Annotated in this window: 21 protein-coding genes; 8 read left to right on the forward strand and 13 right to left on the reverse strand. The window is 64.2% G+C overall.

Translation table 11 applies throughout. From position 1 onward, the window contains the following. Position 1: 1 nt before the first annotated feature. From biuH to ACWFUC_RS12110, 10 genes are all read right to left on the reverse strand, one after another. A complete protein-coding gene (gene biuH / locus ACWFUC_RS12065) occupies positions 2 to 697 on the reverse strand; it encodes a biuret amidohydrolase (protein WP_489624990.1) in 696 nt (231 codons plus the stop codon). Between the two features lie 24 nt (positions 698 to 721). Continuing rightward, positions 722 to 1,642: an ABC transporter permease gene (locus tag ACWFUC_RS12070; RefSeq protein WP_489624991.1), complete on the reverse strand. Its 921-nt coding sequence runs from the start codon at positions 1,640 to 1,642 to the stop codon at positions 722 to 724. Further along, positions 1,635 to 2,783 carry an ABC transporter permease gene (locus tag ACWFUC_RS12075; protein ID WP_227022590.1) on the reverse strand — a complete coding sequence of 383 codons (1,149 nt, stop codon included), beginning with the start codon at positions 2,781 to 2,783 and terminating at the stop codon, positions 1,635 to 1,637. Before ACWFUC_RS12075 ends, ACWFUC_RS12070 begins: the two co-directional genes overlap by 8 nt. Before the next feature lie 28 nt (positions 2,784 to 2,811). Further along, on the reverse strand, positions 2,812 to 3,909 hold the full coding sequence (locus tag ACWFUC_RS12080; protein ID WP_489624992.1) for a BMP family ABC transporter substrate-binding protein: 1,098 nt from the start codon (positions 3,907 to 3,909) through the stop codon (positions 2,812 to 2,814). Positions 3,910 to 4,018: 109 nt separating this feature from the next. Continuing rightward, the gene (locus tag ACWFUC_RS12085) at positions 4,019 to 4,876 is read right to left on the reverse strand and encodes an ABC transporter ATP-binding protein (protein WP_134134754.1); all 858 of its coding nucleotides are present in this window, start codon (positions 4,874 to 4,876) and stop codon (positions 4,019 to 4,021) included. Next, complete coding sequence (locus ACWFUC_RS12090; RefSeq protein WP_489624993.1) at positions 4,873 to 5,721, reverse strand: ABC transporter permease; 849 nt, start codon at positions 5,719 to 5,721, stop codon at positions 4,873 to 4,875. Before ACWFUC_RS12090 ends, ACWFUC_RS12085 begins: the two co-directional genes overlap by 4 nt. A 7-nt stretch (positions 5,722 to 5,728) precedes the next feature. Continuing rightward, positions 5,729 to 6,742 carry an ABC transporter substrate-binding protein gene (locus ACWFUC_RS12095; RefSeq protein WP_489624994.1) on the reverse strand — a complete coding sequence of 338 codons (1,014 nt, stop codon included), beginning with the start codon at positions 6,740 to 6,742 and terminating at the stop codon, positions 5,729 to 5,731. A gap of 22 nt (positions 6,743 to 6,764) precedes the next feature. Then, positions 6,765 to 8,594, reverse strand: coding sequence for an allophanate hydrolase (atzF, locus tag ACWFUC_RS12100; RefSeq protein ID WP_489637608.1), 1,830 nt, complete (start codon positions 8,592 to 8,594; stop codon positions 6,765 to 6,767). Between the two features lie 321 nt (positions 8,595 to 8,915). After that, positions 8,916 to 9,197, reverse strand: coding sequence for a helix-turn-helix domain-containing protein (locus ACWFUC_RS12105; protein ID WP_489624996.1), 282 nt, complete (start codon positions 9,195 to 9,197; stop codon positions 8,916 to 8,918). A gap of 76 nt (positions 9,198 to 9,273) precedes the next feature. Then, complete coding sequence (locus tag ACWFUC_RS12110) at positions 9,274 to 9,999, reverse strand: 16S rRNA (uracil(1498)-N(3))-methyltransferase (RefSeq protein ID WP_039788649.1); 726 nt, start codon at positions 9,997 to 9,999, stop codon at positions 9,274 to 9,276. 161 nt (positions 10,000 to 10,160) lie between these two features. Between ACWFUC_RS12110 and tkt the strand changes: the two genes are divergently transcribed. From tkt to gap, 3 genes are all read left to right on the forward strand, one after another. Then, positions 10,161 to 12,203, forward strand: coding sequence for a transketolase (gene tkt / locus ACWFUC_RS12115; RefSeq protein ID WP_489625538.1), 2,043 nt, complete (start codon positions 10,161 to 10,163; stop codon positions 12,201 to 12,203). 14 nt (positions 12,204 to 12,217) lie between these two features. Further along, on the forward strand, positions 12,218 to 12,745 hold the full coding sequence (locus ACWFUC_RS12120; protein WP_198516518.1) for a GNAT family N-acetyltransferase: 528 nt from the start codon (positions 12,218 to 12,220) through the stop codon (positions 12,743 to 12,745). 192 nt (positions 12,746 to 12,937) lie between these two features. Continuing rightward, positions 12,938 to 13,951, forward strand: coding sequence for a type I glyceraldehyde-3-phosphate dehydrogenase (gap, locus tag ACWFUC_RS12125; RefSeq protein ID WP_034329725.1), 1,014 nt, complete (start codon positions 12,938 to 12,940; stop codon positions 13,949 to 13,951). Positions 13,952 to 14,002: 51 nt separating this feature from the next. On the opposite strand, the gene ACWFUC_RS12130 is transcribed toward gap, so the two are convergent. Next, the gene (locus ACWFUC_RS12130; RefSeq protein ID WP_166675533.1) at positions 14,003 to 14,179 is read right to left on the reverse strand and encodes a hypothetical protein; all 177 of its coding nucleotides are present in this window, start codon (positions 14,177 to 14,179) and stop codon (positions 14,003 to 14,005) included. On the opposite strand from ACWFUC_RS12130, the gene ACWFUC_RS12135 reads away from it, so the two are divergent. Continuing rightward, positions 14,178 to 14,693: a hypothetical protein gene (locus ACWFUC_RS12135; protein WP_034329726.1), complete on the forward strand. Its 516-nt coding sequence runs from the start codon at positions 14,178 to 14,180 to the stop codon at positions 14,691 to 14,693. The two genes, ACWFUC_RS12130 and ACWFUC_RS12135, sit on opposite strands and share 2 nt — an antisense overlap. 179 nt (positions 14,694 to 14,872) lie before the next feature. Beyond that, complete coding sequence (locus tag ACWFUC_RS12140; protein WP_489624997.1) at positions 14,873 to 15,601, forward strand: class I SAM-dependent methyltransferase; 729 nt, start codon at positions 14,873 to 14,875, stop codon at positions 15,599 to 15,601. 90 nt (positions 15,602 to 15,691) lie between these two features. Here ACWFUC_RS12140 and glnE read toward each other — a convergent pair whose 3' ends face one another. After that, positions 15,692 to 18,406: a bifunctional [glutamate--ammonia ligase]-adenylyl-L-tyrosine phosphorylase/[glutamate--ammonia-ligase] adenylyltransferase gene (gene glnE / locus ACWFUC_RS12145; protein WP_489624998.1), complete on the reverse strand. Its 2,715-nt coding sequence runs from the start codon at positions 18,404 to 18,406 to the stop codon at positions 15,692 to 15,694. A 311-nt stretch (positions 18,407 to 18,717) separates the two neighbouring features. Here glnE and ACWFUC_RS12150 point away from each other — a divergent pair, with 311 nt between their 5' ends. The 3 genes from ACWFUC_RS12150 (at position 18,718) to tldD (ending at position 25,411) form a co-directional block, all read left to right on the forward strand. Next, the gene (locus ACWFUC_RS12150; RefSeq protein WP_489624999.1) at positions 18,718 to 23,022 is read left to right on the forward strand and encodes a YhdP family protein; all 4,305 of its coding nucleotides are present in this window, start codon (positions 18,718 to 18,720) and stop codon (positions 23,020 to 23,022) included. 96 nt (positions 23,023 to 23,118) lie between these two features. Beyond that, positions 23,119 to 23,925, forward strand: a complete 807-nt coding sequence (locus ACWFUC_RS12155; RefSeq protein WP_489637609.1) for a carbon-nitrogen hydrolase family protein — start codon at positions 23,119 to 23,121, stop codon at positions 23,923 to 23,925. 25 nt (positions 23,926 to 23,950) lie between these two features. Continuing rightward, positions 23,951 to 25,411, forward strand: coding sequence for a metalloprotease TldD (tldD, locus tag ACWFUC_RS12160; RefSeq protein WP_134134763.1), 1,461 nt, complete (start codon positions 23,951 to 23,953; stop codon positions 25,409 to 25,411). 224 nt (positions 25,412 to 25,635) lie between these two features. On the opposite strand, the gene ACWFUC_RS12165 is transcribed toward tldD, so the two are convergent. Then, a complete protein-coding gene (locus ACWFUC_RS12165; RefSeq protein WP_489625001.1) occupies positions 25,636 to 25,887 on the reverse strand; it encodes a hypothetical protein in 252 nt (83 codons plus the stop codon). Between the last annotated feature and the right edge of the window lies 1 nt (position 25,888).

Consider the following 25,888-nt stretch of genomic DNA (forward strand, 5'->3'; position numbering starts at 1 on the left):
GTCAGGCCCCGATCACATCGATCAGTGCGGCCGCATCGGAGACCGCGCCGAACACGCCACCCTGCATCTTGATCATGGACAGCGCCGCCAGGTGGTTGTTGTGGTCAGTCGCGCCACAGCAATCCGAGAGCATCACGCATTCGAAGCCGCGGTCATTGGCTTCGCGCATGGTGGTATGCACGCAGACATCGGTGGTGATACCGGTGAGCACGATGTTGCGGATGCCGCGCGTGTGCAGGATCATTTCCAGGTCGGTGGCGCAGAAGGAGCCCTTGCCCGGTTTGTCGATGATGATCTCACCGGCGATGGGGGCCAGTTCGGGAATGATTTCCCAGCCCGGTTCGCCGCGCACCAGGATGAGGCCACAGGGGCCGGCATCGCCGATGCCCACGCCATTGGTGCCGATCTGGCGCGAGCGCCAGCGCTTGTTGGCCGGCAGGTCGGACAGATCGGGACGATGGCCTTCGCGGGTATGGATGATGGTGTAGCCGCCGGCACGCATGGCGGCCAGCACTTTCTTGATCGGTTCGATGGGCGCGCGCGTGAGCGAGAGGTCATAGCCCATCTTGTCGACGTAGCCACCGATACCGCAGAAGTCGGTCTGCATGTCGATGACGATGAGCGCGGTATTGGCCGGGGTCAGGGCACCGTCATAGGGCCAGGGATAGGGTTCGGCCTGGATGTAGCGTTCGGACATGGTTTCTCCTTGGGGCAAGTGGATTTATCGGGTCAGGCTCAGTTCGCCCGGCGCACTCGAGAGCGTGCGGTCAGGCCGGCAGGTGAGGATCATGATCAAGAGCGTGAGCGCATACGGTGCCGCGTTGAAGAGGTAATAGCCGGAGGTCACGCCCACCGCCTGCAAGGCCGGGCCCAGCGCACCGGCAGCACCGAACAGCAGTGCGGCCAGCAGGCAGCGCCACGGCTGCCAGCGCGCAAAGATCACCAGCGCCACGGCCATGAGTCCCTGGCCGCTGGAAAGTCCCTCATTCCAGCTGCCGGGGTAGTAGAGCGACAGGTAGGCGCCGCCGATGGCAGCCAGGAAGCCGCCTGCGGCCGTGGCCGCAATGCGCGTGCCGGTGAGGCGGTAACCGAGCGCGCGAGCGGTCTCGGCATGGTCGCCCACCAGCCGCAAGGCCAGTCCCCAGCGCGTGGCCGACAGGCCCCACTGCAACACCAGTGCGAGCGCCACGCCGATGAAGAACAGCGCATTGATCTGCAGCGCATGGTGCAGGCGGTCATTGCTGCTCCACGCACCCAGATCGATGGAGGGCAGCATCGGTGCCTGCGGCTGGATGAAAGGTTTACCGAGGAAGAAGGCCAGGCCCGTCCCCAGCAGCATGAGCGCGATGCCGAAAGCGATGTCGTTGACGCGCGGCAGCGAGCACACCACGCCGTGCAGCACTCCCAGAAAGAGTCCGGCGCAGCCCGCCGCCAGCACGCCCAGCCAGGCCGAGCCGCTGTAGAAGGAGGCCGCGTAGCCGGTCATGGCACCGCAGACCAGGATGCCTTCCAGGCCCAGGTTCACGCGTCCGCCTTTTTCGGTCAGGCATTCGCCCAGGCTGACGAAGAGAAAGGGCGTCCCCACCCGGATGGCGCCCGCGAAGAGCGCCAGCAGCAGGGTGGTGAGATCGATGTCATGCATGGCCGGCCTCCTTGGCGGGGATGACTTGCGCCTGTTGCTGCCAGCGCAGCTTGAGCGCGGACAGGCGCCCGGTAATGGCTTCCCAGGCCAGCAGGTTGCAGAACAGCAGGCCCTGCAGGACCAGCGTGGTGGCGTCCGGCAGGTCCAGACGCCGCTGCAGCAGGCTGCCGCTGGCTTCCACGCCACCGATGACGAGCGCGCAGACGATGATGGCCAGCGGATTCTGGCGCGCCGCAAAGGCCACCAGGATGCCGGAGAAACCGTAACCGGCCAGCAGCGCACTGGTGGCGCTGCCTTGCACGGCACTGACTTCGAACATGCCTGCCAGTCCCGCTGCCGCACCACCGAGGGCGCAGGCCGTCAGGATCAGCCGATTGACCGGCAAGCCCACCAGCCGCGCCGTACGGACGTTGCCGCCGACCACGCCCATGGCGAATCCGGAGACGCTATGGCGCAGGAACACCCAGGCCGCCACGCAGGCCAGTGCACCCCAGGCCAGGCCCCAATGCACTTCCAGTCCCGGCAGCGAACCCACCAGATACGGATCGGGCAGGGGCAGGGTAGAGGGTTTGTTCAGACTGGCCGGATCGCGCAGCGGTCCTTCGACCAGATGCTTGAAGACGGCCACGGCGAGATAGGACAACAGCAGGCTGGAGATGGTCTCATTGACCCCGCGCCACTGGCGCAGACCGCCGCACAGCGCGATCCACAGCCCGCCTGCCAGCATCGCCGCCAGCGCCATGACGGCCAGCATCACCAGCGAAGGCAATGCCGGCAGCAGTTGCGGCATCACCGCCGCCGCCAGTCCGCCCAGCGCCAGCGCACCTTCCCCGCCGATGACGATGAGCCCTACGCGTGCCGGCAAGGCCACGCACAGCGCCGTCAACAGCAAGGGCGCGGCGCGCTGCAGGGTGTTCTGCCAGGCGAACAGGGTACCGAAGGCGCCCTGGAAGATCAGCAGGCAAGCCTCGCCCGCCGGCTTGCCCTGCACCAGCAGGAACAGCACGAACAGCAGCAGCGTCCCGGCCAGCGCGCACAGCGTGGGCAAGGCCGGGGCGCTGCCGTTGAGCAGCGCCGAGCGCAAGCGGTGCCAGGGCGAGGTGGCGGCAGCCGCCACCCCGGGAGCGGGGAGGGATGTCATGAGACCGTCCTGCATCAAGGCTCAGCAATCAGACCTGGCCGACCACGCCGGCCACCAGGTAATTCATCTTCTCCAGCGCCACATCGGTCTGGATCTGGGTGGTGCCGGCCGGGATCACGGTATTGCCCTTGTTGTCCTTGATCGGTCCCTTGAAGATCTGGAACTTGCCGGCCAGCATCTGCGCCTTGATCTCGTCGGCCTTCTTCTTGGCCGGTGCGCTCACGGCTGCGCCATAGGGCGACATCTTGACGAAGTCGTCCTTCAGGCCACCGCGCAGGAAGTTGATCATCGGCTTGCCTTCCAGCGTGGCCTTGACGATCTCGGTGTAGGGCGTAGCCCAGTTCCACTCGGCACCGGTGAGATAGCCCTTGGGCGCCAGCGAGGCCTGGCTGGCGTGGTAGCCGGTGGTCATGATGCCGCGCTTCTCGGCCGTCTCCACGATCACCTTGGGGCCATCGACGTGACAGGTGATGACATCGCAACCCTGGTCGATGAGGCTGTTGGCGGCTTCGGCTTCCTTGACCGGCAGCGACCAGTCACCGGTGAAGATGACGTGGCAGGTGATGGCGGGATCGACCGACTGTGCGCCCAGAGTGAAGGCGTTGATGTTGCGCAGTACTTGCGGAATCGGCTTGGCCGCGATGAAGGCCAGCTTCTTGCTCTTGCTCATGTGGCCGGCCACCACACCCGAGAGGTACTCGCACTCTTCGATGTAGCCGAAGAAGCTGCCCACGTTCATGGGATGCTTGCCGGCGGTCCACAGGCCGCCACAGTGGGCGATGCGCACCTTGGGATATTTTTCTGCAATCTTGAGGACGTGCGGATCGAAGTAGCCGAAGGAAGTCGGGAAGAGCAGGGTCGCGCCATCCTGCTGGATCATGGCTTCCATGGTCTTTTGCACGGCCACGGTCTCGGGCACTTTTTCTTCCTCGATCACTTTCACGCCGGGCATCTTCTTGATGATGGCGGCGGCTTGCGCATGCGACTGGTTGTAGCCGAAGTCGTCGCGCGCGCCGACGTAGATGAAGCCGACGGTCAGCGGGCCTGCGGCCAGCAGTTCCAGCGGAAAGGCAGCGCCCAGTGCGGCAGCTCCGGACAGTTTCAGAAAATCGCGGCGGTTTTGCATGTTGTTGCTCCAGTGTGATCGTGGATGGTTGGGGTGGGGCAAGACAAATTCGGTACTTCTTTCCGGGCAGGATTCTGTACCTCAGGCTGTACAGAATCCTGTACGGCAATCAGGACAGCGCCAGCGAACCCGGTGCCTGCATGCGCGCCGGCTTGCGCACTTCGCGCTGGAAGATTTCCATGGACAGTTTCTTGGCCGCGATGAAGCCGGGCTGCGACAGCGTCTCCACCGTGCGGGGGCGTGGATCCTGGTAATGCAAGATGTCTGCCACCGCCGTCGGGCGCTTGGTCAGCAGCAGGATCTGGTCGGCCAGGTAGACCGCTTCTTCCAGGTCATGCGACACCAGCACCATGGTGGTGCCGGTCTGCAAAAAGACTTGCTGCAGTTTCTCGCGGATGAACAGTGTCATCTCAAAATCCAGCGCCGAGAAAGGTTCGTCGAGGAACAGTACTTCCGGCCCCGGCGCCAAGGCACGCATGATGGAGGCGGTCTGCTGCTGTCCGCCCGAGAGTTCATAGGGATAGCGCATCAGGTCGAACTTGACGTCGAAGGACGCCACCAGTTCATCGACGCGGCGCTTGATCTCGGCCTTGGACTTGCCTTCCAGCTTGAGGGGATAGGCAATGTTGTCGATGGTGCGCAGCCACGGGAACATGGCATCGCGGTAGTTCTGGAACACGTAGCCGATCTTGGTCTGCGCCAGCGATTTGCCGTCGAACAGGATCTCTCCGGCATCGATAGGGATGAGCCCGGCGATCATGTTGATGAGCGTGGACTTGCCGCAGCCATTGGGCCCGAAGACGGAGACGATCTGGTGCTTGGGAATATCCAGGTCGAAGTTTTCATACAGCGGCCAGCCGGCGAAATACTTGGTCAGGCCGCGAATGGTGATGTGGGTGCCTGGCGGCCCGGGAACGAAGGGCGTTTCCGGGGGCAGGTCTACTTTGGGGCTGATCACGACGCTCATCTTCCGCTCCAGTGCACGATACGTTTTTCAATGACGATGAAGACCACGTTCAGGGCATAGCCCAATGCGCCCGCCGAGAGGATGGCGGCATACATCTCGCGCACGTTCAGGACCTGCTGGGTATCGATGATGCGGTGGCCCAGGCCGTTTTCGGAGCCGATGAACATCTCCGCCACGATCACGATCACCAGTGCCATCGAGACCGCGCTGCGCAGGCCGACGAAGCTGGCTTGCAGGCTTTCCCAGATCAGCACGTCGCAGAAGATGCGCCAGCGCGAAGCGCCCATTACCTTGGCCGCCATCACCCGCTGCTTGCGCGCATTGAGCACGCCGTAAGCGCTGTTGAAGAGCACGATCAGGAAGGCGCCGAAGGCTGCGATGGCCACCTTGTTGATGTCGGAGACACCGAAGATCAGCAGGAACAGCGGGATCAACGCGGAGGAGGGCGTGGAACGGAAAAAATCGATCAGGAATTCCACGCTGCGATAGGCGCGCTCATTGCTGCCCAGGAGCACGCCGATGGGCAGCCCCAGCACGGCGGCAATGGCAAAGGCTTCCAGCGTGCGGATCACGGTGACGGTGAAGTCCAGCAGCAGCGGTCCCCCGGCCAGCCCCTTGAGCATGGCCATGAGCGTGGCTTCCGGAGGGGGCAGCAGGATGGCCTTGATCCAGCCGGCGCGCACCACCAGGTCCCAGATCACGAACAGCGCGATGGGGCCGATGATGGGCAGCAGGCGGCCCAGGGCCGGGGCCTTGCGCGGCGCTTTGGGCGCTGGCGCAGCGGTGGACGCCGGGGCGGCGGGCTTGGGCGCCACGGTCACGGCAGAAGCGATGGTCTCGTTCATGATGGCCTCAGCCCTTGTAGATCAGGTTGTCGACCACGATGCGTTGCGAGAACACGCCCTTCTCGACGAACAGGTCGTAGAACTTCTGGAAGTAGGCCAGGTCGCTGGGCTTGAATTCGTTGTAGAGCATGTAGGCTGCCAGCGGCACTTCATTGGTGAGCGAACCTTCGATGGCGGTATAGCCCTTCAGGTAGGTGCGGGCCTGGTCCGGATTGCTGCGCACCAGCTCGATGCCGCGCGCATAGGCGGCGATGTACTTGCGCGCCAGTTCCGGATTCTTCTTGATGAATTCGGTGGTCAGCGCAGCAGCGCCACCGTGCCAGGGAGCCATCGGATCGCCCAGGATGTACTTGGCGATTACGCCTGCTTCCAGCACGCGGGTGGTGTTGTTCATGCGGCCCACGGTGCCGGTCGGTTCCAGCGTGTAGGCGGCATCGACCTGGCCGGCCGCCAGCGAAGCGACGTGCTGGCCGATGGGCAGTTCAACTACGGTTGCGCCAGTGGCACCGGCGCGTTCGAGTACCGTCTTGGCCAGGGTCACGTTCTGGATGCCAGGGCCGGAAGCGACCTTCTTGCCCTTGAGGTCGGCGATCGATTTGACTGGGCTGTCCTTGGGCACCAGGAATTCATCCAGAACGTATTTGGCATTGCTGGGATTGGTGGCGAAGATCTTGAACAGGCCCGGCTGGGCGATCTCGCCGATGGCCAGGTTGCCGGCCCCGGTGCCATTGGCCGAGCCATCGGCGCGGCCTGCCAGCATGGCTTCCATCACCTGCTGGGCGCCGGCGAATTTGAGGACTTGCACTTCCAGTCCGGCCTGCTTGAAGTAACCCGCTTCCACGGCGGCGTAGAAGGGCAGCCCGGCGGCCACCGGCCAGTAGCCGATGCGGATGGGCACCGTCTGCGCGCGGAGAATGGCCGGCGCACCCGCGATGGCGGCGGTGGCGGCGACGGCACCTGCCTTGGCGATGAAGCTGCGGCGGTTGGCATCGTGGACAGCGGTGGGGTTGTTCTTTTTCATGAGCAGCTCCGTGGTGAGGGTGTCAGTTCAGCGAATGGAGGTAGTTGACCCAGCCGCCGTGGTGGGTGATGTCGGTCGCGCCGGCAATGCCGGCCGGCTCGCAGATGAAGCCCTTGACGCTGCTGCCGTCGGCCAGCTCCACCGTGCCGATGCCCAGCGGGGCCGGGATGGCGGCGACGAAGCCGCCGAACTGGCGCAGCGGCATTTCCCACACTTCCACTGCGATGGCGGCGCCGGCGCCTTCGGTGCGGGCCAGGCCAGGCTTGGGTGGGGTGGTACCCGCCAGGGCGTAGAGACGATAGTGGGCGGCGGTGCGGGTGACGGCCACGCGGCGCGCACCGGCTTCCAGCAATTGCCAGTTCAGGGGCTGGCCGGCCAGGTGGGCGCCGACCACGCAGACCTTGATGGTGCTTTCATTGAAGGGCAGCGGGGTGGCCGCAATGGCATCGGCTTGCGCCGCGCCGCCCAGTTGCTGCTGCAGGCGTGCACCGGCTTCGGCCAGCAGGTGATCGGCACCGGCCGGGCCGATCAGGGTGACGCCGGCGGGCAGGCCATCGCGCCGCCATACGGCGGGGATGGCCAGGGCCGACATGTCCATCAGGTTGACGAAGTTGGTGTAATGGCCCAGCTGCGCATTGCGCACCACGGGATCGGCCTCGACTTCGGCGATGGTGGGGAAGGTGGTGGTGGTCGGCACCAGCATCAGGTCGCTGCCTTCGAGCAGGTTTTCGGCCTGGCGGCGCAGGTCGGCCAGGCGGTACTGGGCGTTGAAGCTGTCAACGGCATCGTAGTCGTCGGCCTGGGCGGTGATCTGGCGCACCACCGGGTGGATGGCTTCCGGGTTCTCCAGGAAGAAGTCGCCCAGCGCTGCGCGACGCTCGGCCACCCACGGGCCCTGATAGAGCAGCTGCGCGGCCGCGCTGAAGGGGGCGAAGGGGATCTTCGCCAGGCTCACGCCGGGGAGGGCGGCGATTTGCGCCAGGCTGCGTTCCCAGGCTTCCTGGGCGACGCTGTCGCCAAAGAATTCACATTGCTCGGGAATGGCGATGCGATAACCCCGCCGCTTCACGCCCAGCATGGTAGGGCGGCGCGAATAGCCATCCTCGGCATCGAAACCGGATGCGCTGTACAGCACGCGCCAGGCATCGGCCACGTCGTGGGCGAAGATGGAGATGCAATCCAGGGTGCGGCAGGCCGGTACCAGGCCGCGTGCGCTGATGAGGCCCTTGGTCGGTTTCAGGCCGACCAGGTGATTGAAGGCGGCCGGCACGCGGCCCGAGCCGGCCGTATCGGTCCCGAGCGAAAACATGACCTGGCCAAGCGCAACGGCCACCGCCGAACCCGAGCTGGAGCCGCCGGAGACATAGTCCGGCTTGATGGCATTGCGTACCGCGCCGTAGGGGGAGCGCACGCCGACCAGGCCGGTGGCGAACTGGTCCAGGTTGGTCTTGCCCACCAGCAGCGCGCCAGCGGCCTGCAGGCGCTGCACCACGGTGGCACTCTCGCTGGCCAGGCGGCCGAATTCGGGACAAGCCCCGGTGGTGGACATCTCGGCCACGTCGATGTTGTCCTTCACGGCGAAGGGGATGCCGAACAGCGGCATGCTCTCCAGCACGGCTTCGCCCTTGATCTGCAGCATCAGGTCCAGCGCGGCGGCCTGTTGTTTCAGTTGTTTGGACGGCACCCGGCTGATCCAGACTTCATCGCGTCCGGCGCTCTCGATGCGGGCCAGCAGTTCGGCCACCACCTTGCCGGGTGTGCTGCGGCCTTCTCGATAGGCCGCCAGGGTGGCGGCGATGGTGGTCGGGGCGGCCTCGGGGGCAGCTTGCTGCAGGGCATGGGAGGTGGTCATATTGGATATTCAAACTTGAATACAAGATTGAATATCTTTAAGCAGGAGGCGTGCCAGCTCGACCGTCACGCGGCTGAAAAACGGGAAAAGGCTTCACCACGCGGGTTTGCGAGGCGAAGTGCCGTAAGGCAAGTTGTGCGAGGGGAAATGAAGAGTTTTGTCAGCGAGACAAAATGGGGAGGCGTGCGCCGAACTTGGACGTCCGTAGCGGCGGCCTGCACGGGAATCAGGCAAATTGATCGTCGATGCCGTGTTGCGTGGCAACAAGGTTGAGACCCGGGCGGCTGCGCGCGTTTCGTCAAACGAGGAGCCCCGGGATACTCAGGCAGATTCGATCACACGCATTTCAATGTGCAGGCCGGCGGCCGTGGCCATGTTCACCAGCGCATCGAGTCCGAACAGGCTGATCTTGCCTCGCATCAGGTCGGAGACACGCGGCTGAGTCACCCCGAAGAGCTTGGCGGCTTGTGCCTGGCTCATTTCCGTGCGGGTGAGGTGGTTCTTGAGTGCCGTCATGAGGACGGAACGCAGCTTCATGTTTTCCGCTTCTTCCGGATTGTCCTCGATGGCATCCCAGATGCTGGAAAATCGTTGCTTGCTCATTGCCCTAACTCCTTCAACAAATCGCGGTAACGCTTTGCGGCCAAGCTGCCTGGAAATCAGCGGTATGAAGCTTTCTTCAAAGCTCTCCCCACACCGCATTCAAGGCGGCCAGCGCCGCCAACCCCGCAGTCTCGGTGCGCAGTACCCGGCTGCCCATGGACAGCATCAGCGCGCCCTGGGCGCAGGCCAGGTCTTCTTCTTCCTCGCTGAAGCCGCCTTCAGGGCCGACCATGACGGTCACGGCCTGCGGCGGATGGTGGCGCGCCCAGCCTGACAGCGGCTCGGTCCCGCGCGGGGAAAGCAGGATGCGGCGATGCAGGTCGCTCTGGGCGATCCAGCGCTTGAAGTCGGTGACTTCACCCAGATGCGGCAGGCGATTGCGGCCGCATTGCTCGGCGGCAGCATGGATGATGCCTTGCCAGTGCGCCTGCTTCTTCTCGGCGCGGTCACCCGAGAGCCGCACCACGCAGCGCTGCGCGGCCAGCGGCTGGAGGGCGGTAGCGCCCAGCTCCACGGCTTTCTCGACGATCCAGTCCATCTTCGACCCTTCAGGCAGGGCCTGGGCCAGGGTCAGCGCATAAGGCAGTTCGGCCTCACGGGGTGAAAAAGTCTTCACTTCGGCGTGGGCGCGCTTCTTTTCGAGGGTGCTCAGGCTGGCGGTGTATTCGCCGCCTTCGCCATTGAACAGGGTCACGGTATCGCCCGGTTGCAGGCGCAGCACCTGGATGTGATGGGCAATCTGCTCGGGCAGGACCAGGGCGGAGCCGATGCCGAGGGGGTGCGGGAAGTAAAAGCGGGGCATGGGGCAGGGTCCTGGAGGAAGAAGATCAAAAAGACATGAAAAAAGTTGTCAGTCCGGTCAGGGGCTGGTCCCGAATTTTAATCCCCCCGGCGCACTCTGGTAAAATACGGGCCCGCGCCGTTACCCGGGCTTCCGGGCCGGCGCATTGGCTTGAACATCCGATTTGTGCGCCTGCGGCGCCCCCCAGTACAGCAAACTCTGACCTCGACATGATTTCCACTCTCCCCACCGACAAGATGGCCAACGCGATCCGCGCGCTGGCGATGGACGCAGTACAAAAAGCCAATTCCGGACACCCGGGCATGCCGATGGGGATGGCCGAGATAGCAGTGGCCCTGTGGGCCAAGCACTATCGCCACAATCCGTCCAACCCGCACTGGGCCAACCGCGACCGATTCGTGCTCTCCAACGGCCACGGCTCCATGCTGCAGTACGCACTGCTGCACCTGACCGGCTACGACCTGTCGATGGACGACATCAAGTCCTTCCGCCAACTGCATTCCAAGACCGCCGGCCACCCGGAAGTGCACATCACCCCGGGCGTGGAAACCACCACCGGTCCGCTGGGCCAGGGCATCACCAATGCAGTCGGCATGGCGCTGGCTGAAAAGCTGCTGGCCGCCGAATTCAACAAGCCCGGCCTGGCCGTGGTCGATCATTACACCTACGCCTTCGTCGGCGACGGCTGCCTGATGGAAGGCATCTCGCATGAAGCCTGCTCGCTGGCAGGCGTGCTGAACCTGTCCAAGCTGATCGTGCTGTATGACGACAATGGCATCTCCATCGACGGCCACGTCGAAGGCTGGTTCAAGGACGACACCCCGAAGCGCTTCGAAGCCTACGGCTGGAACGTCATCCCGGCCGTGGACGGCCACAACGTCGAGGCCGTCAGCGCCGCGATCCACCAGGCCAAGCTGGCCGACAAGCCGACCCTGATCTGCTGCCGTACCGTCATCGGCAAGGGCTCGCCCAACCTGGCCGGTACCGACAAGGTCCACGGCGCCGCCCTGGGTGACAAGGAAATCGCCGCCGTGCGCGAAGCGCTGGGCTGGACTTCCGCTCCGTTCGAAATCCCGGCGGATGTTTATTCCGCCTGGGATGCCAAGGCCACCGGTGCCGACTTCGAAGCGAACTGGAAGCAGACCTTCGACAGCTACGCCGCCCAATACCCGGCTGAAGCCGCTGAACTGCTGCGCCGCCTGAAGGGCGAGCTGCCGGCCGCGTTCGAATCGACCGTGACCGCCTACATCAATTCCACGCTGGAAAAGAAGGAAACCATCGCCACCCGCAAGGCCAGCCAGAACGCCATCCAGGCTTACGCGCAGGCGCTGCCGGAATTCCTGGGCGGCTCGGCCGACCTGACCGGCTCGAACCTGACCAACTGGAAGGAATCGGTGGCCGTGCGCGCCGACCAGCGCGGCAACCACATCAACTACGGTGTGCGTGAATTCGGCATGAGCGCCATCATGAACGGCATCGCCCTGCATGGCGGCTACCTGCCCTTCGGCGCGACCTTCCTGACCTTCTCCGACTACAGCCGCAATGCCCTGCGCATGGCGGCCCTGATGAAGACCCGCGCGCTGTTCGTGTTCACCCACGACTCCATCGGCCTGGGCGAAGACGGCCCGACTCACCAGTCGGTGGAACACGTCTCCAGCCTGCGCCTGATCCCCAACCTGGACAACTGGCGTCCGTGCGACACCACCGAAACCGCCGTGGCCTGGGCTGAAGCGATCAAGCGCCACGATGGTCCGAGCACCCTGATCTTCTCGCGCCAGAACCTGCCCTTCCAGGAGCGCACCGACGCCCAGGTCAAGGACATCGCCCGTGGCGGCTACGTGCTGCGCGATGCGGCCGATGCCAAGGTGATCCTGATGGCCACCGGTTCCGAAATCGAACTGGCCACCAAGGCCGCTGACGCCCTGACCGCTGAAGGCATCGCCGTGCGCGTGGTGTCGATGCCGTCGACCGACGTGTTCGACCGCCAGGATGCGGCCTACAAGGCCTCCGTGCTGACCCGCGGCGTGCCGCGCGTGGCCATCGAGGCCGGCGTCACCGCCTTCTGGCACAAGTACGTGGGCCTGGAAGGCGCCGTGGTCGGGATCGACACCTTCGGCGAATCGGCCCCGGCCGGCGTGCTGTTCAAGCACTTCGGCTTCACCGTCGAGAACGTGGTGGCCAAGGCCAAGGCAGTGCTGGCTTGAGCAGTCTGGTGTCCATGACTGAAGAAGTCCTGTTCCGCCGCGCCAGGAAGGGCGATGCGGCGTCGATCGCCGGCGTGCGCATCGACGCCTGGCGCGCCGCCTATCGCGGCCTGGTGCCCGACAGCTACCTCGATCACCTCAAGCCCGAGGAAAGCGTCAAGCTGTGGGAGCAGGTGCTGGAAGCGTCGTCGGACGCCGCCTGCACCTTCGTCGCCGAAAGCGGGGGCGAGATCATCGGCTTCGCTTCGGGCATGACCCTGGCCGAATCGCGTTTCGGCTGCGATGCCGAGCTGACCGCCATCTGCGTGCTGCCCGATGAGCAGCGCAAGGGGCTGGGCAAGCGGCTGCTGGCCAATGTGGCGGCCACCCTCATCGGTGCCGGTGCGACTGGCCTGATGGCCTGGGTGCTGAGCAAGAACGAAGGCGCCGGGGAATTTTTCGAGTCGCTCGGGGCCGAAAGGCTTTATGAACAAACGTTCACCTGGGATGATGGCAGTGAACTCGACGAGATCGGTTTCGTCTGGCGCAAGCTTCACTCCTGAGCGGGTGAGGGCGGCACGAGATTGAACGGCTGGATCAGCAGGGCAAAGAGGGACGGCAAGAACAACTGAACAAAAAGGCCGGAAAAGAAGGATCCATGTCCGATCGGCGGCCCCGAAGTGGGGCAAGCTGACGGCCTGGTCGCTTTCCCGACTACCGGTTTGCATTGATTTTTACTACTTGAGGAGAAGAGCATGGCAATTCGCGTAGCAATCAACGGTTATGGCCGCATCGGCCGCAATATCCTGCGCGCTCACTACGAAGGCGGCAAGAAGCACGACATCGAGATCGTCGCCATCAACGACCTGGGCGACCCGAAGACCAATGCCCACCTGACCCAGTACGACACCGCCCACGGCAAGTTCCCGGGCACCGTGACCGTGGATGGCGATTCCATCGTCGTCAACGGCGACCGCATCAAGGTGCTGGCCCAGCGCAACCCGGCCGAGCTGCCCTGGGGCGAGCTGGGTGTGGACGTGGTGCTGGAATGCACCGGCTTCTTCACCACCAAGGAAAAGGCCAGCGCCCACATCAAGGGCGGTGCCAAAAAGGTGATCATCTCCGCTCCGGGCGGCAAGGATGTCGATGCGACCGTCGTCTTCGGCGTGAACCACGGCGTGCTCAAGGCTTCCGACACCGTCATCTCCAACGCATCGTGCACCACCAACTGCCTGGCTCCGCTGGTGCAGCCGCTGCATGACAAGATCGGCCTGGAAAACGGCCTGATGACCACCGTCCACGCCTACACCAACGACCAGGTGCTGACCGACGTCTACCACGAAGACCTGCGCCGCGCCCGTTCGGCCACCCAGTCCATGATCCCGACCAAGACCGGCGCTGCCGCCGCCGTCGGCCTGGTGCTGCCGGAACTGAACGGCAAGCTGGACGGCTACGCCATCCGTGTGCCGACGATCAACGTGTCCATCGTCGACCTGTCCTTCGTGGCTTCGCGCGACACCACCGTGGATGAAGTCAATGCCATCCTGAAGGCCGCTTCCGAAAACGGTCCCTTGAAGGGCATCCTGACCTACAACACCGACCCGCTGGTCTCGGTGGACTTCAACCACAACCCGGCATCGTCCAACTTCGACGCTACCCTGACCAAGGTCTCCGGCCGCCTGGTGAAGGTGTCTTCCTGGTACGACAACGAGTGGGGCTTCTCCAACCGCATGCTGGACACCACCGTCGCCCTGGCCAACGCCAAGTAAGACGCGTGTTCTGACGCACCGGCCGGGGTTCCCTGGCCGGGAGCGTCAATTTCAGGGCTGTTTCGGCTTCTTTTCCTCGTATGCAAGCTTGCTTGCCAAGGTGAAAATAGTTGAATCAGCCTGCAAAAGGAGTGAAAGGCTGTTGCAGGCACCGCTTGCAATGGCCTTTTTTCCGTTTGCGCATTGCCTGTCCACAACAAGAGCAACCGACCCAATGAGGGAACGCATGTCAGCAAGCTCATCCCAGGCCCGCCGCCTGTTGGCCAACCTGGCCCTGATTTCCGCCGTCAGCTTCTCGCTGTCCGCGTGCGACTACATCAGCAGCTTTTCCAAGCCCAAGCAGACCCCGGAAGAAGCCAAGGCCGAAGGCATCGCCCTGGGCGCCGGCTGCCGCCAGGCCGGCCAGAGCCTGGAGGACTGCTACCAGCGCAACCCCGACGCCCTGAAGGCCGGTATCTTCACCGGCTGGAAGGACATGCACGAATACATGGCCGCCAAGGGCATCCAGACCGTGACCCCGCCCGCGCCTGCGGCGGATGCCGCCAAGGATGATGCCAAGTCCAAGGATGGCAAGGACGGCAAGGACAAGGACGCCAAGGACAGTGACCGCAGCCGCGCCCGTGAGCGCGACGCCAATCGCGACAACGCGCGTTCGCGTGACCGCGAAAGCTCCTCGTCCTCGCGTGACAGTGGCAGCGACCGCCGTGCCAGCCGCGAAGAGAAAACGCCGCCCAAGTATTGATCTCGCATGAACACTGGCCCGGGACAGTTGCAGTCCTGCTTGCCAGCCGGTAACATCTGATGCCCCGCAGGCGCTTGCCGGCGGGGCATTTTTCCATCAGCCGGCAGGGGGAACCGCCGGCGACCCGGATGCCAGCCGCCTCTGCCCGCGCATCCGGCCAGAACAACAAGCACAACGACATGAACTCACATTCACAGCCCTTGCCTGCGGCCATGCCGGAGCACGTCCCGGAGACCGCCTTCGGCCTCTGGTTCCTGCGTACACCGACCTGGACCCTGCACGTGCTGGAACGCGCCCTGCAAGATCTGGAGCGCCTCATTCCCGAGCGGCGCAGCAGCTATGCGGTGGTCGCCGACGTCGGCTGCGGCTGGGGGCGCTCGCTCAAGAAGCTGCACCAGCGCTTTGCCCCGCAGCGCCTGATCGGCATGGACATCGATCCGAACATGATCGCTGCCGCACGCAGCGAGACCGAGGCCGAGGGCCTGCGCGCGGAGTTCATCCAGTGCTCCAGCTCGCGCATGCGGCTGGAAGACAATAGCGTGGACCTGCTGTTCTGCCACCAGACCTTCCATCACCTGATCGACCAGGAAGAAGCCATTCGTGAGTTCTACCGCGTCCTCAAACCGGGCGGCATCCTGCTCTTTGCCGAGTCGACCAGGCGCTACATTCATTCGTGGATCATCCGCTTGCTGTTCCGCCATCCGATGGAGGTCCAGAAGACCGCCGGCGAGTACCTGGCCCTGGTGCGCAGCGCCGGCTTCGAGGTCGCGCCGGAGTCGATTTCCTATCCCTACCTGTGGTGGAGCCGGGAAGACCTGGGGATACTGGAACGCGTCTTCGGCATCAAGCCCAAGGCGGAGCGGGAAGAAACGCTGATCAACCTGGTGGCCGTCAAACCCATGAATTAAAGGGTTTCACGCACGATCCGGTGCAGATGAAGGGAAATGAAAAAACGAGAGGCAACTCTCGTTTTTTTCTTCATCCCGCCGGAAAGCAGATCAGCCGAAGACCTGCTGCCACAGCCGGATCACGCAAGCCCGTTCATGTTCCACCCGGATCGCATCGATGTGGGCGCGTTCCGATCCCTGCAGGCGGATCTGGTGCTGCAGCTTGCGGAACAGGCGGTAGGCATTGGCTGCTTCCGCCGCCAGCAGCGCATCAATCAGCCCGAGCTGGCCGGCCAGCTTGAGCAGGGCGATGTTGCCGATGTCGCCGGTCAGCTGCGGGTGGTCGCAGGCATGGCGCAGCACCAGGTATTGCACCATGAACTCGATGTCGATCATGCCGCCTTCATCGTGCTTCAGATCGAACATCATGCTGCGATTGGGATGAGCGTCGCGCATGCGGCGGCGCATCGACAGCACTTCCTCTTCCAGTTTGTTCACATCGCGCGGCTGGCGCAGTACACGCTCACGCAGTGCCTCGAAACGCTCGCCGATGGCGGCATCGCCCGCACAGAAGCGCGCCCGCGTCAGGGCCTGATGCTCCCAGATCCACGCCGCATTGAGCTGGTATTTTTCGAAGGAGGAGACCGGCGACACCAGCAATCCGCTGGCGCCATCTGGACGCAGGGCGATGTCGATGTCGAACAGGGTGCCGGCCGGGGTGTGGCTGGTCATCCAGGTGATGAAGCGCTGCGCCAGCTTGGCGTACAGGCCCGGGGCCTCCTGGTCCTCGTCGTCGTAGAGGAAGACCACGTCCAGGTCCGAGGCATAGCCCAGCTCCTTGCCGCCCAGCTTGCCGTAGGCGATCACGGCAAAGCGCGGTACCTCGACATGGCGCTGGGCGATGGTCTGCCAGATCGCTTCGAGAGTGACCTGCACCAATACGTCGGCCAGGGCCGAAAGTTCATCGGCCAGCTTTTCCACCGACAGATCACCTTCCAGATCCTGTGCCAGCAGGCGGAACAGTTCGGCGTGATGCAGCTCGCGCAGGATGTCGAGCTGGCGTTCAGTGTCGCCTTCGGCCGTGGCCAGCTGGCGACGGCAGTTGTCGGCGAAGGCATTCCAGTCGGAGGCGGCCTTGAGGTTGCGGTCGTCCAGCAATTCGTCCAGCAGCAGCGGGTGGCGAGTCAGGTAGGTGGCGGCCCAGCCGCTGGCACCGATCATGCGCACCAGGCGCTGCAGGGCGTAGGGATATTCGGTGAGCAGGGCCAGATAGGCGGCACGGCGGGCGATCGCTTCGAGGAAGTCGAGCAGGCGGCCCAGAGCCGGCAACTGGTCGTAATGCAGCGCGGCCAGCAGCGGCAGTCCATTGTTGATGACGGTATTGAGCCGGTTGCGGCTGGCCTCGGGCAGGCTTTGCATGCGCGGCGACTGCCAGGTCAGGTGCAGGCGGCGCGCACCGTTCTCGATGTCCTCCTCGGGGAAGCCGACCAGGCGCAGGGCGTCGGCGAGGCCTTCGAGATTGTCGTTCTCGCTCACCGCCACCGTGGGCCCATCGCTTTCGCCTTCGGATTGCTTGTCGGCGAAGATGGCATCGAACTGCGCGGCCACGATGGCACGCTGGTGTTCCAGCGCCTGCAGCAGTGCGGCGCTGTCGGCGTAGCCCATCATGTTGGCCACCAGCAGCAGGTCGTCGGGATTGACGGGGAGGGTGTGGGTCTGCGCATCTTCCAGGTATTGCAGACGATGCTCCAGGTCGCGCAGGAAGGTGTAGGCGTCCAGCAACTGCTCCACCACGTCAGGAGCCAGCAGTTCCTTGGCCGCCAGCGTGCGCAGGGTGGCGCGGGTGGAGCGGTCGCGCAGCTCGGCATCGCGTCCGCCACGGATCAGCTGGAACACCTGGCTGGTAAATTCGATTTCGCGGATGCCGCCCCGGCCCAGCTTGACGTTGTTGCTGCGGTCGGGGTGGAGGGCTTCCTGGCGCTTGACCTCGGCGCGGATCTGGCCGTGCATGGAGCGCAGCGCATCGATGGAACCGAAGTCCAGGTAGCGGCGGAAAATGAAAGGCCGGCTGATTGCTTCCAGAGTGGCGATGTCTTCCTCGGTGCCGGTCAGCGCCCGGGCTTTGGTCCAGGCGTAGCGCTCCCATTCGCGGCCCTGGCGTACCAGGTATTCCTCGACCATGTTGAAGCTGGCCACCAGCGGCCCGGAGTTGCCGTTGGGACGCAGCGCCATGTCGACGCGGAAGGTGAAGCCATCTTCAGTGATTTCGGCCAGCGCACCGATCAGCTTCTTGCCCAGGCGGACGAAGAATTCATGGTTGGAGAGCGATTTCTGACCGGGCCCGGCTTGCGTATCGCCATCTTCCGGGTAGACGAAGATGAGGTCGATATCGGAAGAAACGTTCAGTTCACCCCCGCCCAGCTTGCCCATGCCCAGCACGATCATTTCCTGCGGGCGTCCTGATTCTTCACCCAACGGGGTGCCATGGAGGGCGGTCTGTTCCTGCATCAGGGCCGCCAGGTGGGTCTGCACGGCGAAATCGGCAAAACCGGTCATGGTGGCCACCACTTCGGCCAAGTCGGCGCGGCCATCCAGGTCACGCGTGATGAGGCTGCAGATGATCAGGTTGCGCAGACGCCGCATGGCGGCCGGCAGGCTCAGGCCGGCTTCCAGGTCGCGCGCCAGGCGCTGCTGCATGGCCTCGCGGTCCATGGGCTGGCGGGCGGCCTCGGCCACCAGGGCCGGGCGGGCCGGATCAGCCTGGGTCCAGCGGGTGTAGTAGCGGGAAGTGGAGGCGTCGACCAGGGAAGGATGATGAACAGGCATAAGAGACCGCAAAGCTCCGCGACAAGGTGTAAAAGGAAGAAAACCGCTGCTCCCCCGGCTTCAGGCCCGTCCCGCCGATGCCGACAATGCAGGCAAGGCGGAGGCCGGGGCAGGTTCCCCGGCATGCCAGCTGACTGCGGACTGACGATGGACGTAAAAAGGAGCGAATCCGGCGATTCTAGCCTCCCTTTTTAAACTTATCGCCGTTTTTGCCCCTCATAGCCCCTTTGCCAAGATGGCATGGGCTGGTTTTCCATGCGATCATGCTGCCTGCCCGATTCCATTTTTCTGCCGAGCCGCCTTGCAACCTGATGTCCCAAGAACAACATAACGCCGCACCGAAGCCTGGCCGTTGGGCGCTGTGCTGGCGATTTGCACGGGGCAGCTATCGGCGCCTGAACCGGGCTACCCACCATGTCCTGGGTTTCACCCTCAAGCTGCTGCTGGCCGCCTACTTCGTCTTTTGCGCGCTGTTTCTGGTGCTGCGCTATGCGGTGCTGCCCGAGGTGGGCCACTACAAGCCCCGCATTGAAGCCCTGATCTCGCACCAGCTCGGCCGTGCGGTCAGCATCGAGACCATTGATGCTTCCTGGAGCGGATTGCGGCCCCAGCTCTCGCTGACCAATCTCACCGTCCACGACCAGCAGGGCGAAGCCGCCCTGAGCCTGCCGCGCGTATCGACCACGCTGTCCTGGAGCAGCGTCCTGGTGGCGTCACTGCGTCTGGAAAACCTCAGTATCGAAGGGGCCGACCTGGCCATCCGCCGCGATGCGGCCGGCAAGCTGTATGTGGCGGGGATCCCGGTGCCGGCCGGGGGCGATGGCAGCAACCTGGACTGGCTGCTGTCGCAGCGCGAAATCGTGATCCGTCACAGCAAGCTGCGCTGGGATGACGAATTGCGTCGGGCACCCGAGCTGGTGCTGGAAGATGTCAACTTGGTGCTGCACAACCGCTGGCTACGCCATCGGCTCTCGCTGCGCGCCATTCCGCCGCAGGATATGGCGGCTCCTCTGGATGTACGGGCCGATTTCAGCCATCCGGCCTTTGCGCGCAGTTCCGACATCGCGCGCTGGAAGGGCTTGCTCTATGCCGATCTGCGCAATACCGAGCTGTCGGTCTGGCGCGCCTGGTTCGATTATCCGATCGCCATCAACAGCGGCCGCGGCTCGGTGCGCGCCTGGCTGACGCTGGATCACGCCAAGGTCGCCAACTTCACCGCCGACCTCGGTCTCACCGATTTCAATGCCCGCCTGTCGCGCCAGCTGGAGCCGCTGTCCTTGAAACGCGTCAATGGACGCATCTCCGCCAGCGAAACCCTGGGCCCCAATGCTGAGGACGGCGTACCGACCTTCGGTGCCAACGGCCATCAGGTGACCCTGACCGATTTTTCCATCGAGACCCCGGACGGCTTCGTGCTGCCGCCGACCTCGATTGCCGAGAGCTATGAACCGGCCACGCCCCTGAAGGCCGAGCGCACCAGCGTCAAGGCCACCTATCTGAACCTGCAGACGCTGTCGCAGCTGGCCACCCGCCTGCCGCTGGCGCCGTCCCAGCGCAAGCTGCTGGACGACCTGGCCCCGCGCGGAGAGCTGCATGATTTCACCGTGCAGTGGCAGGGCACTTATCCCGAGCTGAGTTCCTACCGCGTCAATGGCCGCTTCAAGGGCCTGGGGCTGAAGGGCTTGCCGGCCCATGTCGAGCCGCGCAAGAACGCTGCCCAGCAAGCCCGCGCACAGTGGGCGGCCTTCCCCGGTTTCAGCAACCTGTCCGGCGAGATCGATGCCAGCGAGAAGGGTGGTTCGGTCAAGGTCGATGCGCAGCAACTGGCATTCGAGCTGCCGACCGATCTGTTCCGCGAATCCAGTCTGCCCTTTGACAGCCTCAAGCTGCAGGCGCGCTGGCAATACCTGAAGGACCAGACCCTGCAGGTGGATCTTGACCAGATGCAGTTCGCCCAGCCCGGCGTGGCCGGCAGCCTGAGCGGGCAGCACCTGCTGCCGCTGCAGGGCCGCTCGGCCGGCAGCGTCGACCTGCATGGCGAGCTGACCAGCTTCGATGTGAAGGCGATTCGCCGCTACCTGCCGCAACACATGAGCGAACCGCTGCATCGCTGGCTCACCGAGGGCTTGTTGGCCGGCAATCTGAAGGAGGTGCAGTTCAAGCTCAAGGGCGCGCTGGCCGATTTCCCTTTCCACACCACCAAGCCGGGCGAGCAGCCCAAGGGCGTATTCCAGCTGGCAGGCGAGTTCGAGGGGCTGAAGCTGAACTACACCCCCGGCCACGTTGGCCGGGATGGCAAGGAACCGGAGTGGCCGCTGCTGGAGGAGGGCCGGGGGCGCATCAGCGTCGATCGCACGCGGCTGGAGATCAAGGCTGACAGCGCCCGTACCCTGGGCGCGCGGCTGGGACCGGTGACGGCGCGGGTGGCGGATGTCGATTCGCATGATGCCGTGCTGGAAATCGATGGCGTTGCCAATGGCCCCATGCCGGTCTTCCTGCAATACGTCAACCAGAGTCCGGTAGCGCGCTGGACCGGCAACGTCATGGAACACAGCACCGCCACTGGCGAGGCGCGTCTGGACCTGAAGTTCCAGATGCCGCTGCACCATGCCATCGATACCCGCGCACAGGGGGCCTTCAACTTCGCCAACAATGACGTCGACCTGCTGCCGGAACTGCCGCCCATCTATCGCACCAGCGGCAAGGTCGAGTTCAACGAGCGCGGCTTCACGCTCAATGGCGTGCGCGGCCAGTTCCTGGGCGATAACCTGGCCATCAGCGGCGGCACCCAGAAGGATGGCAGCAGCCAGGTACGTCTGGATGGTGCCATCAACATCGAGAACCTGCGCAAGCAATACCCCGAGCCTTCGCTGCAGCGCCTGCTGGCGCGCTTCTCGGGCGGTACCCGCTACAGCGCCACGGTGCTGGTGCGGCAGCATCAGCCGGAAGTCACGGTCGAGTCCAGCCTGGCCGGTCTCGGCGTGGACCTGCCGGTGCCCCTGCGCAAGGGCGTGCAGGACTCCCTGCCGATGCGCTTCGACCTGCTGCCGCTGGCCTCGTCCGATCCGCTGATCGAACGCGAGGAAATGCGTGTGTCGCTGGGCTCGAACGTGGCGTCGCGCTACGTGCGCGAGCGCGTCGCCGCCAAGGGCAATGAGTGGCGCGTCACCAGCGGCGGCATCGGCTGGAACCAGCCGGCACCGACTCCGGCCTCTGGTCTGAAGCTGGCCCTGGCCACCGACAGCCTGGATGCCGACGCCTGGCTGGCTCTGAAGAAGGACCTGGCGGGCAAGGACGCGGCGGTCGCCGGCAACGGTGCAGCCGCAGGCAATCGCCTGGGCAACAGCGATGTCACGCAATACCTGGAGCCGGACAGCGTCTCGGCCCGCGTCGGCGAACTGAACCTGATGGGCAAGAAGCTCAACAAGCTGATCCTGGAAGCGGCGCATCGCCGCAATGCCTGGCAGATCAACCTGGAGTCCCAGCAAGCCGCCGGTACCTTGACCTGGGACGAACCCGGCAGCGCAAGCGGGGCCGGCAAGGTCACGGCACGGCTGTCCTCGCTGGTCATTCCCAAGTCCAGCCCGACGGCCGACGCGGCCCAGCCCGCCAGTGCCGACAAGACCGACGACAACCTGCAGATGCCCGCGCTGGACATCCGCGCCGAGCAGTTCGAACTGGGCGGCAAGAAGCTGGGCCGGCTGGAACTCGATGCCAGCAACATCCTGACCTCGGTCGGCCGCGAATGGCGCATCAGCCGCCTGCTGCTGGCCAATCCCGACGCGCAGTTCCGGGCAGCCGGCAACTGGCTCACCTTCGGCAGCAATCACACCTCCAACTTCACCTATGCGCTGGATATCGAGGATGCAGGCAAGCTGCTGGAACGCTTCGGTTATCCCGGCACCATCCGCGGCGGGCGCGGCAAGCTCGACGGCGATCTCAGCTGGAAGGCACCTCCCTATGCGATGGACATGGCAACGCTGGCCGGGCAGGTGCACATGGACGTGCATTCGGGACAGTTCCTGAAGGTGGATCCGGGGGCTGCCAAGCTGCTGGGCGTGCTCAACCTGCAGGCCTTGCCGCGCCGGCTGACGCTGGACTTCCGCGACGTGTTCTCGGAAGGTTTTGCCTTCGACACCGTGGCAGGAACCGCCAGCATCGCCAAGGGCATCGCCAGCACGGACAATCTCAAGATGGCGGGCGTGACGGCCTCGGTGCTGATGAGCGGCTCGGCCGACATCGCCCGCGAGACCCAGGACCTGCATGTGGTGGTGATCCCCGAGATCAACCTGGGTACTGCCTCGGTGGTGGCGATGGCGGTCAATCCGGTGGTGGGGGTGAGCACCTTGTTGGCGCAGCTGTTCCTGCGCAATCCGGTGATGAAGTCGCTCAGCTTCGAATACAAGGTGACAGGTCCCTGGAGCGACCCCATCGTGGTCAAGCAGGGGCAGGTCTCGCCGGTGGATGCAGAACGTGCCCGCGAGGTGCTGCAGAAGGGCAAGGGCGGCAAGGAGGATGGCAAGCCTGACAATGACCTGATGCCGCCCCCTTTGCCTGCTCCGGCGCAGCGGCGTGGCGCACCCGCGCCGGGACCGGCCATCAATTCCGGTGCCTGATCCTGGTTCCGTCCCCGGCCTGGCCTGCGCGGCTGGCGCGGATGGGCGATACTGGCGGCATTCTTTCTTCACTCGCCACGCTGGCAAGAGGCAGACATGAGCGATTCCTTCAAGGTGGCGGCGATCCAGATGGTCTCCACCTCCGAGCCATTGCAGAACTTCGATGCGGCCAGCCGCCTGGTGGCGCAGGCAGCGCAGCAGGGCGCGCAACTGGCGCTGCTGCCGGAATACTGGCCCATCATGGGCCTGCACGAGCGCGACAAGCTGGCCCATGCCGAAGCCGATGGCAGCGGTCCCATGCAGGAATGCATGAGCGCCCTGGCGCGCGAGCACCGGCTGTGGCTGGTGGGCGGCACACTGCCGCTGCAGTCGGCGGTTTCCGGCAAGGTGCTCAATACTTCACTGGTCTATGGACCGGATGGCCAGCGGGTGGCGCGTTACGACAAGATCCACTTGTTCAATTTCGTGCGGGGTGAAGAAAACTACGACGAAGCCCGCACCATCGAATACGGCAGCGAAGTGCGCAGCTTCGAGGCACCCTTCGGGCGGGTCGGCTTGTCGGTGTGCTATGACCTGCGCTTCCCGGAGCTGTATCGCGCCATGGGCGAGTGCGCCCTGATCGTGATGCCTGCCGCCTTCACCCATACCACCGGCAGCGCGCACTGGGAGCTGCTGCTGCGCGCGCGTGCCGTCGAAAACCAGTGCTACGTACTGGCCTCGGCGCAGGGCGGGCAGCACGTCAATGGCCGCCGTACCTGGGGCCACAGCATGCTGGTGGATCCCTGGGGCGAGATCGTCTCGGTGCTTCCTGAGGGAGAGGGGCTTGTGATCGGCGACATTGATCCCCATCGTCTACAATACGTTCGAGAAAGCTTGCCGGCGCTACGCCATCGCAAGCTTTGACCTTTTTGCCTTCCGACAAGACGCTATGAAATTATTTGAACCCAACATGGGCGCCCTGCAAGTGGCGCGCGACGTGCTGCTGACTCCCTTCGGCTTGGACGAATCCAAGCTGCTCAAGGCCTTGGGCAGCATGTTCACGCACAAGGTGGACTACGCCGACCTTTACTTCCAGTTCACCAAGAGCGAGGGCTGGAGCCTGGAAGAGGGCATCGTCAAGACCGGCAGCTTTTCCATCGACCAGGGGGTGGGCGTGCGCGCCGTGTCGGGCGACAAGACCGCGTTCTCCTATTCGGACGAGATTTCCGAATCGGCCCTGCTCGATGCAGCAGCCGCTACCCGCACCATCGCCCGCCAGGGCAGTGGCAAGATCAAGGTGGCCGGTGCCATGACGCCGGCCGGCGGCCGCGCGCTGTACCTGCCGCATGATCCGCTGACCTCGCTGGACGCCACGGCCAAGGTGCAGCTGCTGGAACGCATCGAACGCATCGCCCGCGCCAAGGATCCGCGCGTCAAGCAGGTCATGGCCAGCCTCTCCGGCGAATACGACGTGGTGCTGGTGGCGCGCGCCGATGGCGTGCTGGCCGCCGATATCCGTCCGCTGGTGCGGGTGTCGGTGACGGTGATCGCCGAACAGAATGGCCGTCGCGAGATGGGCAGCAGCGGTGGCGGCGGACGATATGACTACGGTTATTTCTCCGACACCCTGCTGGAGAAGTATGCTTCCGAAGCGGTGGCCACCGCGCTGGTGAATCTGGATGCGCGCCCGGCCCCGGCCGGTCCCATGACCGTGGTCCTCGGCCCCGGCTGGCCCGGCATCCTGCTGCACGAAGCCATCGGTCACGGCCTGGAAGGGGACTTCAACCGCAAGGGTTCCTCCACCTTCTCCGGCCGCATCGGCGAGCGCGTCGCCGCCAAGGGCGTGACTGTGGTCGATGACGGCACCATTGCCGATCGCCGCGGGTCGCTCAACATCGACGATGAAGGCAATCCGACCCAGTGCACCACGCTGATCGAAGACGGCATCCTGAAGGGCTACATCCAGGACACCATGAATGCCCGCCTGATGAAGATGGACGTCACCGGCAATGCCCGCCGCGAATCCTTCGCCCACCTGCCCATGCCGCGCATGACCAATACCTACATGCTGGGCGGTGACAAGGATCCGGGCGAGATCCTGGCTTCGGTCAAGAATGGCCTGTATGCCGTCAACTTCGGCGGTGGCCAGGTGGATATCACCAACGGCAAGTTCGTCTTCTCGGCCAGCGAGGCCTACATGATCGAGGATGGCAAGATCACCTATCCGGTCAAGGGCGCGACCTTGATCGGCAATGGCCCGGATGTGCTCAACCGCGTCTCGATGATCGGCAATGACATGCGCCTGGATTCGGGTGTCGGCGTGTGCGGCAAGGAAGGCCAGAGCGTGCCGGTCGGGGTGGGGCAGCCGACCTTGCGTCTGGATGGCGTGACCGTGGGCGGAACTGCCTGATCGTTCATCGCTGCATCGTTTCTTGTGAAAACCGCCGGTGTCATTCACCGGCGGTTTTTTCATTTATGCGCCAGGAATATGACTTCCGGTGGCAGGGGAAAACGACGTGGCCAGATCAAATATTCACTTTTTTTGCAGGAAAGCCACAGTTGGCAAGACGATGGGGGGCGGGCAAGGCTTGCGCGAGGCCAGATTTTTTATTGTGTTTTGGTGATACTTATTGGCTATTTAAGCAATAAATATTCAATAAATATATATTTATTGAATGAAATATGCATTTGCAGCGCAGCATGTCGATTTCGTCTTGTTGCTTGCCAAAGCCCCTGATTTGTAGCACTATGAACGCCTGCTTCACTTGACCCATGACGCCAGACATGTCTTTCGCCCGCGCTTACTTTTATTTTTACTTTAGCTATTCCAGCCCCACGGCGGTGAAAAGCGGTAAGCGTTCGTAAAAAGACAAAACCGATTTCCAAA

Source organism: Herbaspirillum sp. Her4 (assembly GCF_057961335.1).